This is a genomic window from Streptomyces sp. NPDC051183 (assembly GCF_040682455.1).
GTDB lineage: Bacteria > Actinomycetota > Actinomycetes > Streptomycetales > Streptomycetaceae > Streptomyces.
The window spans coordinates 239,410-253,824 of sequence record NZ_JBFBBA010000003.1; the positions used below are offsets into that span (position 1 = coordinate 239,410).

Annotated in this window: 9 protein-coding genes; 2 read left to right on the forward strand and 7 right to left on the reverse strand. The window is 73.3% G+C overall.

Annotation, left to right across the window (positions count from 1 at the left end):
- Window positions 1-25 precede the first annotated feature (25 nt).
- Window positions 26-487 (reverse strand): hypothetical protein, encoded by a 462-nt coding sequence (locus tag AB0M99_RS04335; RefSeq protein WP_365917125.1) that lies wholly within the window; start codon window positions 485-487, stop codon window positions 26-28.
- Window positions 487-4,506 (reverse strand): polymorphic toxin-type HINT domain-containing protein, encoded by a 4,020-nt coding sequence (locus tag AB0M99_RS04340; RefSeq protein WP_365917126.1) that lies wholly within the window; start codon window positions 4,504-4,506, stop codon window positions 487-489. The genes AB0M99_RS04335 and AB0M99_RS04340 overlap by 1 nt, the downstream gene beginning before the upstream one ends.
- 407 nt (window positions 4,507-4,913) lie before the next feature.
- Here AB0M99_RS04340 and AB0M99_RS04345 point away from each other — a divergent pair, with 407 nt between their 5' ends.
- A complete protein-coding gene (locus tag AB0M99_RS04345; RefSeq protein ID WP_365917163.1) occupies window positions 4,914-6,071 on the forward strand; it encodes a serine hydrolase domain-containing protein in 1,158 nt (385 codons plus the stop codon).
- 36 nt (window positions 6,072-6,107) lie between these two features.
- Here AB0M99_RS04345 and AB0M99_RS04350 read toward each other — a convergent pair whose 3' ends face one another.
- Window positions 6,108-7,220: a PP2C family protein-serine/threonine phosphatase gene (locus tag AB0M99_RS04350; RefSeq protein WP_365917127.1), complete on the reverse strand. Its 1,113-nt coding sequence runs from the start codon at window positions 7,218-7,220 to the stop codon at window positions 6,108-6,110.
- Window positions 7,221-7,456: 236 nt separating this feature from the next.
- On the opposite strand from AB0M99_RS04350, the gene AB0M99_RS04355 reads away from it, so the two are divergent.
- Window positions 7,457-7,615, forward strand: a complete 159-nt coding sequence (locus AB0M99_RS04355; protein WP_365917128.1) for a DUF6126 family protein — start codon at window positions 7,457-7,459, stop codon at window positions 7,613-7,615.
- Window positions 7,616-7,638: 23 nt separating this feature from the next.
- Here AB0M99_RS04355 and AB0M99_RS04360 read toward each other — a convergent pair whose 3' ends face one another.
- The 4 genes from AB0M99_RS04360 to AB0M99_RS04375 are packed head-to-tail and all read right to left on the reverse strand — an operon-like array spanning window position 7,639 to window position 14,415.
- Window positions 7,639-8,322 (reverse strand): formyltransferase family protein, encoded by a 684-nt coding sequence (locus tag AB0M99_RS04360; RefSeq protein ID WP_365917129.1) that lies wholly within the window; start codon window positions 8,320-8,322, stop codon window positions 7,639-7,641.
- Entirely contained in the window at window positions 8,319-11,366 is a 3,048-nt protein-coding gene (locus AB0M99_RS04365) for a non-ribosomal peptide synthetase (RefSeq protein ID WP_365917130.1), read from the reverse strand. Before AB0M99_RS04365 ends, AB0M99_RS04360 begins: the two co-directional genes overlap by 4 nt.
- On the reverse strand, window positions 11,363-12,454 hold the full coding sequence (locus AB0M99_RS04370) for an NAD-dependent epimerase/dehydratase family protein (RefSeq protein WP_365917131.1): 1,092 nt from the start codon (window positions 12,452-12,454) through the stop codon (window positions 11,363-11,365). The genes AB0M99_RS04365 and AB0M99_RS04370 overlap by 4 nt, the downstream gene beginning before the upstream one ends.
- The gene (locus tag AB0M99_RS04375) at window positions 12,451-14,415 is read right to left on the reverse strand and encodes a fatty acid CoA ligase family protein (protein ID WP_365917132.1); all 1,965 of its coding nucleotides are present in this window, start codon (window positions 14,413-14,415) and stop codon (window positions 12,451-12,453) included. The genes AB0M99_RS04370 and AB0M99_RS04375 overlap by 4 nt, the downstream gene beginning before the upstream one ends.

A 14,415-nucleotide genomic window follows, 5' to 3' on the forward strand; every position in this document is an offset into this window, starting at 1 on the left:
GCGGTCTTGGACTACAGGTGGTGATTCAGCCGTTCAGGAGCTTGTCCCGGTAGGCGGCCAGGAGCTTCGGCCACCCCGGTCCTTCCCGGAACTCGTCGTCCAGCGCGAGCACCGTGGGCTCGCCCTGCGCCGCGACTCCGTAGAGGGTCCGCGCGACGGTATCCGTGAGCAGGTGGTCGTAGTGGAACGACCCCTCGAACCCGAGCCATGCCACCCGGGCCCCCCGCGCGCGGACCTGTTCGAGGCACGCCTCCAGGTACGGCCCGAGCTCGGCGGGCAACTCGCGGAAGGCCAGGTCGTACTCGACCATCTGGAGACCGGTGAGGGTGTTGTCGACGTCCTCGAGATGGTAGGTCTCGATTCGGTCCGGAGCGGATCCGCCGATGTCGAAGGTGAGATCGAAGGGCTCGGCGGAAGGTGCCGCCGCGAACAGGCTGACGACCGCCTCCGAGCCGCCCCACCGGAGAGCCTCGACGAATTCACTCACTAAAGTCCCCATTCGATGATCTGGTCCGCGTCGGGAATGTAGGACGTCAGGACCTTCCCCGCGTGCGGGCCCTCCTTCGCGACCATCAGTACGACGTGCTTGCCGTCGACCATACCGGCGAACGCCCTGGCCGGGGTGTTGCCCGTCTTCCAGTCGAAGGTCTTCGTCGGGTTGGTGAGGATGTGGCTGGTCAGCTTCTTGAACTGCTCGACGCGCTGCGGGAGGCTGCCGGCGTTCGGAATGAGTCCGTCCCGGACGAGGTAGCGGATGGCGTGTCCGCCGCCCTTGTTCATGTTCTCGTAGGCGGTGCCCACGGTGTCCAGGGAGAACCCGCAGAACCCGTCCTCGTTGTGGACCAGGACCGGCGCGGTGCCCGCCAGCACGTAGTACGTGTGGAGGTCGTTGACGGTCAGGTTGTACGCGGGCTGGAGGGTCTTCCAGTGCCGGACCTCGTCGATCCGCGCGGTGTTGCCGTCGGCCGTGCGCAGGGTGTCCCCGGCGTTGAGGTCACCCGCGTTGATCCAGGCCTTGGCGTTCTCGGACCAGAAGGGGTGGTGGTCCGTCGTGGTGACGGACCCGCCGCCGACAGCGGCATCGAGGGTGATGCCGGTGAAGTCGCGGTCGTCGGGGGTGTAGATGGTGGCGTCGACGCGGCGGGAGCCGGTGGTGCCCGATTCCGGATCGGTCGCGAGGACCGAGTCACCGACCGCTATCTGCTCGATCGGGCGGGCCGATCCGTCACCCATGAGGACGCGCGTGCCCGCGGGGAAGCTGTGCTTCGCACCGGGGATGGGGCAGGTGAGGACGCGCTGGAGCTTCCTCGCGTCCACCGCTGCCTCGACGCCCTGGGCACCCCACTTGACGACCTTGAGGGCCTTGCCCCAAGGCGTGACGCCGGCGATGGCCATGGCGCAGCCGCCCCAGCTGGGCTCCTCGATGCACCGCTGGATGTCGGCGCCGCCGGACAGTTCCCAGGCGCCCTTGAGGAGGAGCTTGGCCAGGTCCGGGTCGGGCTTGCCGAAGACGACCTGATCAGGGTCGGCGCCCATCATGCACGGGGGCAGGCTGTCCCGGTTGTAGGGGACGATGCACTTCGGCTTCTTCTTCTTCTCCTCCTCGGCCTGCTTCTTGCGGGCCTCCTCCGCCAGGCGGCGCCTGGTGGCCTCCTCGGCCTCGAACTTCTTCTTGACCTCGGTCCAGGCCTCACCGGCGAGGGCGTCGGCCTCGTCCCGGCTCTTGCCCGCGGCGATCGCGGACTGGCGGGCATCCGCCGCGGAGGCGTCCGCCTGGGCGGCCGAGTCGCGGGCGTACTGCGCGGAGAAGGCGGCCTGGGCGGCGGACTCCTCGGCGGCATCGGCGTCGCGGTCGGCGGCGGCTGCCGCGTTGCGCGCACTGGCCGCGGAGTTCTTGGCCGCGGTGGCACTGGCCTGGGCCGCGTTCGCCGAGTTGTTGGCGTCGGCGGCGGACTTGGCGGCGGCTTCCTTGGACTTCTGCGCCTCGGCCGCCGCGATGTCCGCCTCGGCCTTGGCGGCGGCGGCCTTGGCGGCGGCCTCGGCCGCGCGCCAGCGGTTCTCGTTGGCCTTCGCGGCGATCCCCGAAGCCTCGGCGATCAGACGGTCGACCTGGTTCTTGTGGTGCTCGGCCAGCTTGTCCTTGTGCGCGGCCATGAACTGGCCGACGGCGACGAACTCGTGGAGCTGGTCGGACGGACCGGAGAGGGCGATCTTGGCCGCTGCCTTGACCTCGGGACCGCCGGTGTTGACGAGCTGGGAGGCGATGACCTGCTCGTCGCTGTTGCGCGCCGTGTACTGGCCGACGGCCAGGAAGGCAGCCAGTGCCTTGCCGCTGCCGTCCGCCAGGGCCTTCTTGGACGCGTCCTTGACGCCCTGGCCGCCGACGTTGTTGTACTTCGAGACCTCGACGGCGAGGTCATCGGCGCCGGCCACGTACTGACCGGTGGTGTAGAAGCCGTTGACCTGCTCGGGCGTGCCGGTCAGCGCGGTCGCGGCTGCGGTGCGCACCGAGGGGTAGGGGCTCTGGCCGCTGAGCTGGAGGACGCGCTCGCGCACCTCGTCCTGCCCGGCCTGCTTCCAGCGGGTGCGCAGGTAGGTCAGGACCTCCTCGTCCGTGCCGCCCAGGGCGGTGGCCGCGGCTTCCTGGCTCCAGGGACCGCGCAGCTTCATGGCCCTCATGGCCAGGGCACGGCCCTTGACCGCGGTGGCCTTGACGTCCACGTCCGGCTTGGCCGCCTCGGAGGCCAGCGCCGCGGCGGTGGTGTCGAGGCCGACGGCTTCGAGCTGCTGGGCCGCGGCGGCGGAGACGAACTTGTCGATCTGCGCCTTGGCGGACTTGGCCCGCTCGATGGAGGCCTCGGTCCGGGTCGCGAGGTCGGTGGCCTCGGTCTCCCGGGCGATCTGGACGACCTTCTTCGCCGTGGCTACCGCGGTGTCGGCTGCCTCGGCGGCCGTCTTGGCCGCGTCCGCGTGCTTCTTCGCCTCGGCGGCCGCGTTCGCGGCCTCCCCGGCGTGGGCGGCTGCCTCGTCGGCCGCGTCCGCGGCGGCGCGGGCGTGCCGGGCCGCGGAACGGGCGGCGTCGCGCGCCTCGTAGGCCGCGTTGGCGGAGCGCACTGCCAGCGCGGAGGCCTGGTCGGCGGCGCGGTTGGCGGCGTTGGCGTGACGACGGGCCTCGGCCGCGGCCTGGCGGGCCTCGGCGGAGGAGTTGCCGGCCGCGTCGGCGTAGTTGTTCGCCTGCTCGGCGGCGTCGGCCGCGGCGTTGGCGTTGTCGCCCGCGCTCTGCGAGGCCTTGGCCGCGTTGCCGGCCGCCAGCGAGGCGTGACCGGCCATCTCGGCGGCGAGGGCGGAGGTCTCGACGAGAGCCGCCGCCTGGCGCGCGACGCCGGCCATGTCCCTGGCGGCGGAGGCCTGCGCGGCGTCGGTGCCCGCGGCGATCGCCGCGTTGTAGGCGTTGTTCGCCGCGTTCGCCGCGGCGGCGGCCGCACTGGCGGTCTGCGCAGCGGCCAGCGCCGCGACCCTTGCGGCGCGGCTGGCCGCGTTCGCCGAGCTGATGGCCTGCTGCGCGGCAGCGGCCGCGGCACGGGCCGCGTCGGCAGCCTGCTTGGCCTTCACCGCTGCACGGTTGGCGTCGTTCTTGGCGAGGTTGGCCTCGTAGGCCGCCTTCTGCGCGGCCTGCTTCGCGAGCAACGATGCCGCGATGGCACGGGCCGAGGCCTCCTCGGCCGCCTTGGTCGCGTCCTCGGCCTGGATGCCGGCCTGCTTCGCGTCCTCCGTCAACTGCGCGACGGTGGCGTACTCCTGGTCACGGTTGCGGGCCGTGAACTGCCCGATCTCCAGGAACTCGACCATGTCGTCGGGCGTACCGCGCAGGGCGATCCTGGCGGCCGCCTTCACGTTCGGGCCACCGCTGCCGGCCAGCTTCGAGACCGCGACCTCGTTGTCGGACTCGCGCGCGGTGTACTGGCCCTCGTCGAGGAACTTGGCGATGTCCTCCGGGGTGCCCTTGAGCGCGGTCTTGCCCGCGTCCTTGACCCCGGTGCCGCCGATGTTGATGATCTGCGAGACCTCGACCTGGCGGTCCTCGTTGAGAGGAGCCTTCCAGCCGTCGTTCAGGAAGGTGTTCAGCTGTGCGGGCGTGCCCTTGAGCGCCTGCTTGGCCGCCGTGCGGACCGCCGGACCGCCGACGTTGAACAGGCGGCTGGCCCGGACGTAGTTGTCGTCGTACTCGATGGCCGGTGCGGCGTCCAGGAACTTCCGGATGTCCTCGTCCGTACCGAGGAGCGCCCGCTCGGCCGCCTCCTTGATGCCGGCCTCACCGGTCCGCCAGTAGGCGACGGCCCGCATCCGGCCGAACGGATCCGTGTAGTCCGGGTCCTCGGCGGCGCCGGCAGGTGACGCGCCGAGCAGGCCGGCCGCGAGCGCGGCGGGCAGCAGACCGCCCGCGACGATGCGCGCGCCCGTCATGCGCGCGGCGCCGATACGGCCGCCGCTTCTCGGGTGTTGCACCCGATCGAAGAGTGTTCGCCGATTCATTCGGCAGGTTCCCCCAACTTGGTCAGAGCGACCGGGCATGGCTGTGGCCCGGCCTGGCGTGACCGTATGTGTGAAGTCCCGAAAAATCAATTACGGTTGACTGGGATTCATCTGGGGATTATTCCCGGGGGTTAGGAGCCGCCGTCCATGCACGGCGTGCCATGCGGGCGCCCCGGCACCGCTCGAGTCAGGACGGAATCCTACGGAGCCAACCGGGGGTGCCGGTGCGCGTCGTCGGCCCCGGGGCGGGCGCGGGCTGCTAGTGCTGGGTGCGGCAGGGCGGATGTACCGCTCGGGTCTCGCCGGCCCCGCCGTCCCATCGCACACCAGGAGACACGCACGCGCCGACCCCCGCCCGCGGACGCCGCCTCCGTACCGGACTGTCCGCCACCGCCCTCGCCGCCGTCGCGCTCGGCGGGCTGCTGCAGCCCGCGCAGGCGGCCGGCGAACCCGGTCCGGCCGACGGCGGCCCCCGCCACGACAAGAGCCTCCAGCAGCAGCTCGACCGGCTCGTCGCCCATGACGACGGCCCGCCCGGGGTGATCGCCCTCCTCACCCGGGATGGCCGTACGCAGGTGTACACCGCCGGTGTCGGCGACATCGCGACCGGCCGCCCGCCGCGGCCCGACGACCACATGCGCATCGCCAGCATCGCCAAGGCCTTCAGCGGGGCCGTTGCCCTCCAGCTCGTCGACCAGGGCCGGCTCTCCCTCGACGACACCATCGGCGAGCTCCTGCCCGACCAGCCCGCGGCCTGGCACGCGGTGACCCTGCGCCAGCTCCTGCAGCACACGAGCGGCCTGCCCGACTACTCGGCCGCCCCCCGGTTCCTGGAGCTCGTCGGCGCCGACCCGCGCCACGTCTTCGACCCGCGCACGCTCCTCGACTTCGTGGCCGAGGAGCCGCTGCTGTTCCGGCCCGGCGCCCTGTACGAGTACTCCAACTCGGACAACATCGCGGTCGCGCTCATCGCCGAGGCCGTCACCGGCCGCCGCTACGAGGACCTCCTGGAGGACCTCGTCCACGGCCCGCTGGGTCTGCGCCGCACCAGCCTGCCCCTGGGCTACCGTCTCCCGAAGCCGTACCTGCACGGCTACGATGTCGCCCCGCCCGCCGAGCCGGAGGACGTCAGCGAGGAGTTCGGCGTCTCCGGCATCTGGGCCTCCGGCGGCATCATCTCCACGCCCAAGGAGCTGGGCGCCTTCATCCGCGCCTACGGCGGACCCGCCATGCTGTCGGAGAAGACCCGCAAGGAGCAGCTCACCTTCCGCCCCGGCGACTCGTCGGAGCCCGCCGGCCCCGGCACCAACGCCGCCGGGCTGGCGATCTTCCAGTACACCACCCGCTGCGGTGTGCTCTACGGCCACACCGGAAACTTCCCCGGCTACACGCAGCTCGCTGCCACCACCCCCGACGGCACGCGCTCGCTGACCTTCTCCATCAACGCCCAGACCAGCAAGAGCAACAAGCCCGCCCTGCTGGCCCGGCTGCGTACCGTGCAGGAGGACTTCGCCTGCGCCCTGCTCAAGGGACGCTGACAGGAGGGCCGCCGTCGCGCCCGTCCGCGAAAGCCTTCAGACCGCCCGCCGGTCGATGAGGATCATCGCCACGTCGTCCGCCAGGTGACCTTCGGTGTGGCGGATCAGCGCCTCGTGCAGTTCGTCCAGGAACTCCCGCGGGGAGGTGTCGGCGGGGATCCGCTCCATGGTTTCGGGCAGCGGGAGGAATTCGTTGTCGCGGTTGCGGGCTTCGATGACACCGTCGGTGTAGAGCAGCAGCCGGTCGCCCGGGAGGAACGGATACTCGTCGGGCCCTGCGGGAGGGCCCGCGACGAGGTCTTCGAGTCCGAGCGGCGGCGTGGGCGTGGCCGGCATCAGGGCCCGGACCCTGCCCTCGTGGAGCACCAGTGGAGGAGGATGACCGCGGTTCACCAGGTGCACCACCGGTTCCGCCGGCACCTGGGCCACGAGTGCCGTGGTGAATCCCTCCAGGAGGACTTCGGGAAGCTCCGCCTGGGAGTACGTACCCGGTACGGCGGCTTCTCGCTGGAGGGCGGCCGCACAGTGGTCCATGACCTCCTGCAGTTCGTCCTCGTAGTGAACGGCCTCGCGGAACGCGCCCAAGGTCACGGCGACCGCGCGGATGGCCGACAGCCCCTTCCCCCGGACGTCCCCCACGATCAGCCGGACCCCGTAGCGCGTCTGCACGGCCTCGTACAGATCGCCGCCGATCCGGGCCCCCGTCCCGGCGGCGAGGCACATGCTGGCGGCCCGTACGGGGCCGAGGTACTCGGGGACGGGCCGCAGGACGACCTCCTGGGCGGCCACCGCGATCCGGCGGACCTGGTCGAGCTCGCTCTGCCTGCGCGTGCGTACCGCGTTGCTCAGGATGACACTGGCCACGGACACCACGAGGATCCCCAGGAAGTTGCCGATGATCAGCTGGGTCTGGGTTCCCCAGGAGTGGTTGTAGGTCGCGGAGGTCGCGTTCACGCTCGCGGCGAGGGCCGCCGCGGACAGCGTGCCGACCGGGCCCATCGTCAGCGCGGCCAGGGCCGGTGTCGTGGTGAGGACAGGGCCGGTGACCAGATGGTGCACGGGTGAGAGCTCGATGCCCAGCACGCCCAACGCGATCACGAAGGGCGCGCACTGCGCCAGCGTGAACAGGATCGCGTGGTGCTCGCCCACTCCCGGTCCGGAGGACGCTCCAGATCGAACGAATGAGCGAGCATATCGCAGCAGAGGATGTGACCTCATACGGACAGCCTGCCTCGCGGAAGTGGTTGCGGCCTCCCGGGGCCCCGGGGGCGGGCACCGCGAACCCTGGCGGGCTTGCTCGCGGGCGCTAGACTTGCAGAATTCTGCAATTCGTTAGCTCTCGATTCAGTACACGGCGCGCCGTCGAGCAGGAGGGAAAGCGCATCATGACGGACAATCCGCCCGAGCAGGACACGGCGGCCGACCAGGAGAAGTGGAAGGAGAAGGGCGTCGCGATGCGGGCCTTCTTCTACATCTTCGGCACGCACGTGTTCGCCGGGTTCGTCTGGCTGCTGTTCTATCTGGGCCAGCACGCCCAGAAGTAACGGGCCCGGGCACGTCGGCCCCGTCAGGTACGGCTGGTGGCGCCGAGGATCGCCCCTGCCAGCTCCGGGGCGTGCGCGGCGAAGGGACCGAGGTCCGTGGCGCGGGTGAAGGCCGGGTGGCCGCGGTGGTCCCCGAGCCGGGCCAGTGCGCGGAGCCCGTAGTACGCCGACGGCCCCGCGGGGGCCGGTGCGGACGTCAGGGCCGTACCCGAGGCGATGGCCGGGAGGGTGTCCTCGAACAGGGTCTGGCAGGCCCGGACTCCGCGCAGCATGACCTGGAAGTGGCGGGCGTCGGGGGCGATCGGGAAGCGGTGCTCGGCCAGGACCCGGCCGGTGTCGATGCCCGCGTCGACCTCGTGGAGGGTGGCGCCGTACTCGCGCTCGCCGTGCAGGAGGGCGAAGAGGACGGCCACGGAGGGCAGTCCGCGGTGGCGCGGCAGCAGGCCGTTGTGGATGTTGAGGATGCGCAGACCCTGTGAGAGCAGCGGTGTGCGGAAGATCCGCCGGTTGTTGAGGGACCAGACGATGCCGTCGGTGCAGGCCGCCGCGAGTGTGGAGGCGTGGGCGTTGATGTCCGGTGCGGTCAGGTGCCGGGCACCCGCGGCGTCCTGCGGATCGTCGCAGCAGACGAGGTCGACGGGGTGGCCCAGCCGGCCGGCGTGGGTGACGGCCCGGCGCAGCAGGGCCCCGTCTCCGACGAAGATCATGCGGGTGCCTCCGTCCGGGCGGCCGTGACGTGGGTGCACACCTGGTCCAGCGTCACGTTGCGCACCAGGCAGTCGAGTGCTCCCAGGAAGCGGCCTGCCTGGCCGGGGGTGAGCAGGTCCGAGGAGACGGCGGTGAGCATCTCGACCAGGGCCAGGGAGTCCCCGCCCAGGGCCTGGAAGTCGGAGTCCGGTGAGAGTCCGGCCGCGTCCACGCCGAGGATCGCGGCCCAGTGGCGGGCCACCTGGGCCCGCAGGGTGGACGGCGCCGCCGCCTCGTCGGCCGGGGCGAACGGGTCGGGCAGCCCGGCGAGGTCGGCCTTGCCGCCCACCGTGCTGGGGATGGCGTCCACGGTGATGATGTGGGGCGGCACCAGGGCGGCGGGCAGGAGGGCGGTGAGCGCGGTGCGCAGGGTGCCGGGCAGGTCCGGGGCTTCCGCGCGCGGGACGACGTACGCGCACAGGACCGGCGTGGTGGTGTGCGGCCGGCTGCGGGCGGCCACGACGGCGCGGCTCACCTGGGGCTGGGCTTCGAGCGCGGCGACGATCTCCGCGGGTTCGATGCGGTGTCCGGCGATCTTGAGCCGGCCGTCGATGCGGCTGGCGAACTCGACCGCTCCGCCGGGCAGCCGCCGGCCGAGGTCGCCCGTGCGGTAGCTGCGCGTGCCGTCCTCGTGCTCGGTGAACGGGGACGTTCGGCCGTCGGGCGGGCCGAGGTAGCCGCGGGCCACCTGGGGGCCGCTGACGACGATCTCCCCCGTCCGTCCGGTGTCCTGGGGTCCGGTGCCGATGCGTTCGCCGTCCGCGGTGACGAGGTCGACTCGGGCGTAGGGGCCGGGGGTGCCGATGGGGACGGTCGCGCCCGGCGTCGCCGTGTCGTCCACGACGTGGGCCAGGCAGACGACGGTCGCCTCGGTGGGGCCGTAGCCGTTGATGATGCGGCAGTCGGGGCCGAAGGCCGTACGGGCCGTGCGTACGGCGGCCGGAGTGAGTGCCTCCCCGCCGAGCAGGAGGGTGCGTACGGCGCCCCTGTCGGGCAGCAGGGCCAGGTGGGAGGGCGTGAGCGCGAGGGTGTCGGCGCGGTGGTCGGCGACGAGGCGGCGCAGGGTGGCGCGCGAGGGGGCGTCGGGCGCGAGGACGACGGTGCCCCCGGCCAGGAGGGGCAGGAAGAGAGGGAAGCAGGAGATGTCGAAGCCGTAGGAGGACACGAAGCCGAAGCGGCTGCGGGCGTCCACGCGGCAGGCCGGCCCCATCCACTGCGCGAAGCACGCGAGGCTGCGGTGCTCGATCTGCACGCCCTTGGGGCGTCCGGTGGAGCCCGAGGTGTGGATGACGTACGCGAGGTCCTCGGGCGCGGGACCGGGAGGCTTGGGCCCGGGCGCACCGGTGACGAGGTCCTCGGCCGCGAGCAGCGTGCAGGGGACGAGCGCGGTGAGGGCGTCGGCGAGGTGCCGCTGGGTCAGGCACAGCCCGGCGCCGCACTCCCGGAGGATCTCCGCGTTCCGCGCGGCGGGGTGGGCGGGGTCCAGGGGTACGTAGGCGGCGCCCGCCTTGAGGATGCCCCACAAGGCGCAGATCCCGGCCGGGGTGCGGTCCACGACCAGACCGACGAGGTCTTCGCGACCGATGCCCCGGCGCAGCAGCTCGGCGGCCACCGCGTCGGAGCGGAGGTCGAGTTCGGCGTACGTGACCACGCCGTCGGGCCCGTCGAGCGCGGGCGCGCCGGGGGTACGGGCGGCCTGCTCCCGGAGCAGGTCCACGACGGTGGCGCCGGGGGCGGGGATGGGCATCGGTGCAGGTGCGGAGGCCGTGGTGCCCGTCACGCGGGCCAGGGCGCCGTCCAGGAGGCGGGCGGCGCGCTCGGCGAGGCCGGGGCCTCCGCGTACACCCATCGTCACCTCCGTGGTGGTGTCCGTCTCGGAGGCGACCAGGGAGACGGGGACCAGGGGGGCGTGAACGGGCAGCGCGTAGAGGGTCGTCGCGGTGAAGCCCCCGCCCGAGAAGTCGGCCGGGTCCAGGCGCCCCAGGTGGGAGACGACGGCGGAGGCGAGATGGCGGTCGGCCCGCACCGCGCCGGCCTGGGCGGCCCGCAGCAGCAGACGACAGGCGGCGGGCGGCAGCGGGAGGAGGGCCGACTCGAAGCCCGCGGCGAGTTCGCGGCTCTCGGCCAGGCCTTGCAGCAGGCCGGCCTGCGCCTTCGGCCACTCCTGCCCGGCGTTCAGGTCGAGGAAGAGCGGCAGGGTCAGGTTGCCGGTCGAGGCGATGCCGGGGCGGTGGCGGCGCAGATCGACGGGGACCATGACGCGGGTGCCGTGGGCCGCCCTGTCGGTGGCGGCACCGCCGGTGGCCGCGCTGTCGGTGGCGGCGCTGTCGGTGATGGCCTGGGCCAGTCGGGCCGTGAGCGCCGGGTGGTGGCCGGGCAGGGTCCGGCGCAGCCACAGGGTCCGCTCGGGGCCCGCGGTGGACCGGCCCAGCGGAGACGGCCGGTCGGGTACGAGTGCCGGGCGCCGGGCGCCCGCGCCCAGTCGGCGCAGCAGCCCGCGGTCGGTGTCCGGGGCGAGTGCGGGACGGCCGGGCTCCGCGCGCAGGGCGCGGAAGACCTCCCGTACCCAGGTCAGGGCGCCGTGGCCGTCCATCAGGGCGTGCGAGGCGCTGAAAACGAGCGTGGCGGCTCCCCCGGCGGCCGTGCCGGGGATCACCAGGACCCCGCACCCCGGTGCGTCGCCGCGGCGCGAGGGGCCGGTCAGGAGCACCGCCGTGGCGGGGTCCGACACGTCGATGCCGGTGGCCGTCGGGGCCGCGTACCGGACGGTGGGCAGCGGGCCCTCGGCCGTCCATACGGGGCCGCGTCGCACCAGCCGGGATCCGGGGCAGGCCTCGGCGGCCCGGGCGATCGCCGCCCGTAGGGCCGCGGGTTCGGGGGCGGTGTCCCCTTCGACGACGATGCGCAGGGCCATGGCGCCGCGCGCGTGCCCGGCGGCGAGGTAGAGGTGTTCGGTGGCCGACACCGGCCGGCGGTAGACGGGGGTGGTCTGAGGGTGCGTCATCGCGGGGTGTCCCCTTGGTCGGTACGAGTGGACGCGCTCGGCTTCGGGCTCGTGGGCCGTGCCCAGGCATCGATGCCGCCGATGCCGTGGATCCAGCGGAGCAGCTCCTGTACGCCGTCCGCTTGGGTGCGGGGCGGGTCGTAGCCGAAGTCGCGGCGGGCGGCGCCGGTGTCGTACGTGGTGGAGCGGGTGAGGAGGGCGGTCATGTAGCGGCTCAGCGGCGGTCCCGTACCGGCTGAGGGGCGCAGGCGCCACGCCGTCTCGACGGCCTCGGCGAGGACCCGGGCGGCGAGTACGGGGATGCGCGGGTGCGGCGGGGCGCAGCCGAGGAGGGCGCCGACGCGGGCGAGGAAGGCCCACAGGTCGGTCTCCTCCCGGTCGGCCACGAAGTACGCCTTCCCGCTGATGCGTTCGGCGGGGGCGGCCATCGCGCGCAGGCATGCGTCGACGGCGTTGTCCACGTGGCACAGCGAGACCCGTACCGGTTTGCCGCCGGACAGGTCGGGCAGTCGGCCCGCCCGCATGGAGGTGATCATGCGGGGCAGGAAGCCGGCGTTGTCGCGGGGGCCCCAGATGCCGCGCGGGCGCAGGGCGCAGGTGGTGAAGTCCGGTGTGCTCGCGGACAGTACGTACTGTTCCGCGGCGGCTTTGGTCGCGCAGTAGTGGTTGAAGAACCGGGTGGGGTAGGGGGTGCTCTCGTCGATGCCGAGCCGGTCGCCCTCGCGCCGGTGCATGAGGGCGCTCGGGCTGCTGATGAACACGAAGCGGGTGGCGCCCGCCGACCGTGCCGTCGCCAGCAGCCGCTGCGTACCGGCGACGTTGGCCTCCTGGAACTGGGCGCGGCTGCCGTGGTCGACGACGCGGGCGGCGCTGTGCAGCACGGTGTCGCAGCCGATCGCGGCGCGGGCCAGCGAGGCGGTGTCCTTGAGGTCGCCCGGTACGAGGTCCAGTCCGGGGCCCAGGGCGGCCAGCCGGGCGGTGTCACTGCCCGGCCTGACCAGGGCGCGGACGCGGTGGCCGTCGCGCAGGCAGGCGTCGACGAGGTGGCCGCCGAGGAAGCCGGTGGCTCCGGTGATCAGGATGTTCACAGGGCCCGCCACCAGGTCGCGCCGTAGAGCATGGTCAGTGCTGCGGTGGCCGCGCGGCCGCGGCCGGCGGCCTTGCCCCGGGGCAGCGCGAGGGGGATCTGCGCGGCGTGCACCGGGATGCTGAGGAAGGCGTCCGCCCACCACAGCCGGCGCAGCAGGGCTACGTCGGGGACGTCCGCGACGGCTGCCCAGATCGCACCGCCGAGGAGGTACGCCCAGCCGGCGAGCGGTACGAGGCGGGCCGCGCGGGCCCGCGAGAACAGGGGCGGGGGCGGGGCGAGGCGCCGTTCGGCCCAGCGGGCCAGCTGCTCTCGGCCGATCTTGGCGTTGTGGCGGATGTCGACGGGGAACGCCGGGTGGTGCAGGAACTCCTCCAGCCCCCTGGTCGGGGCGTGGGCGGCGGCGAGGGCGCGCAGTTCGGCGACCAGGTCCCGCCAGGCGGCGCTGCCGGCCGCGACGTCGGTCTCCACGCAGACGACGGGGCGCTGCGCACCGGCCGGGCCGATGCCGACCAGGGCGCTGCGGCGCACCAGCGGATGGGCGTTGAAGACTCCTTCGCAGCGCACGGTGTACAGGTCGCGGCCGGCGGTGCGCACCCGTTGGGAGGTCCGCCCGCAGAACCAGAGCCGGCCGCGGTCGTCGAGGTGGCCGAGGTCGCCGGTGCGGTGCCAGGCGAGCGCGGCGGCTCCCCCGGGCCGGGTTTCGTACACCTTGTGCAGGGCGTCGGCGTGGGGCGCGTCGTGGTAGCCGGGGCTGACGGATTCGCCCTCGACGAGGATCTCGCCGACGCTGCCGACGGGCAGGGCGGTCCCCGGGTAGAGGCGGGTGCGCGGGCCGTCGGTGACGGGGATGATGCGGAGGCGGGTGCCGGGGACGGGGCGGCCGACGCAGGTGCCGGCTCCGCTTGCGCTGCCGGCGGCGGTCTCGCCGAGGATCTCCTCGGATTCGATCGAGGTGATCGGCAGGACCTCGGTGGCCCCGTACGTGACGTGGACGGATGCCTTCTCGTCGAGGACCGTGCGCAGGGCGGCGACGACGGAGTCGGGGACGGGCGCGCCGCCGGAGACCACGCAGCGCAGGTCCGGCAGCGTGCGGCCCAGGGTGGTGAGGTGGTCCGCGAGGTTCCGCAGCAGAGCGGGCGAGGCGAACATGGTGGTCGCGGCGAATCGTTCCAGCGCGTCCACGAGCAGGGCGGGGTCGGCCTGGGCGACCTTGGCCGGCGCGAGGGGTGCGAGGACGGTGGTGGAGCCGTAGACCAGGTCGAGGATGCCGTAGAAGGGCAGTGTCACCAGTGAGGTGTCGTCGCGGGTGCGCCCGTGCGCGGCCTCGATCTGGCGGGCGATGGAGAGGGCCATGCGGTGGGTGTACTCGACTCCCTTGGCGGGGCCGGTGCTTCCGGTGGTGAACCCGATCATCAGGAGGTCGTCGCCGCCGACCTCGGCCGCGGGGGTTCGCGGGCCGTCGAGGGTCCGTAGCGCGGCGAGGGTGTGGCCGCCCCAGAGCCGGTGGCGGCCCAGGGTGACGGGGATGCGTACGCGGCCGAAGGTGCGCCGGCCCAGGACCCGTACGAGGTGGGCGAGCGGCGGGCCGATGAACGCCTCGGCGCCGACGGCGCGGTAGCAGTGGAGCATCCGCCGTACGCCCATGCCGGGGTCGACGACGACGGGGACGGCGCCGAGGCGGAAGAGCGCGAAGGCGAGGGCGAAGAGTTCCGGGCCGGGCGGTGCCATCAGTACGGTCTTGGTGCCGCGGGTGACTCCTGCCCGGGCCAGTCCGTGGGCGAGTTGCTCGACCGTGTCCTGTAACTGCCCGTACGTCACTTCGCGGTAGCGCAGGCCGCCGCCGTCGGGCTCGCGGCCGTCGGGGTGGATGACGGCCGGCTTGTGCGGGAAGGCGGCCGCGTTGCGCTCCAGGCAGTCGGCCAGGCCCGCGGCGGTTCCGGAGTGGGGAACGGTGCTCAT

Bases quoted from the DNA above. Each gene is read 5' to 3' on its own strand.
- AB0M99_RS04355 (WP_365917128.1), top strand. From the start codon at position 7,457: ATGACGGACAATCCGCCCGAGCAGGACACGGCGGCCGACCAGGAGAAG.
- AB0M99_RS04365 (WP_365917130.1), bottom strand. From the start codon at position 11,366: ATGACGCACCCTCAGACCACCCCCGTCTACCGCCGGCCGGTGTCGGCC.
- AB0M99_RS04375 (WP_365917132.1), bottom strand. From the start codon at position 14,415: ATGAGCACCGTTCCCCACTCCGGAACCGCCGCGGGCCTGGCCGACTGC.
- AB0M99_RS04360 (WP_365917129.1), bottom strand. From the start codon at position 8,322: ATGATCTTCGTCGGAGACGGGGCCCTGCTGCGCCGGGCCGTCACCCAC.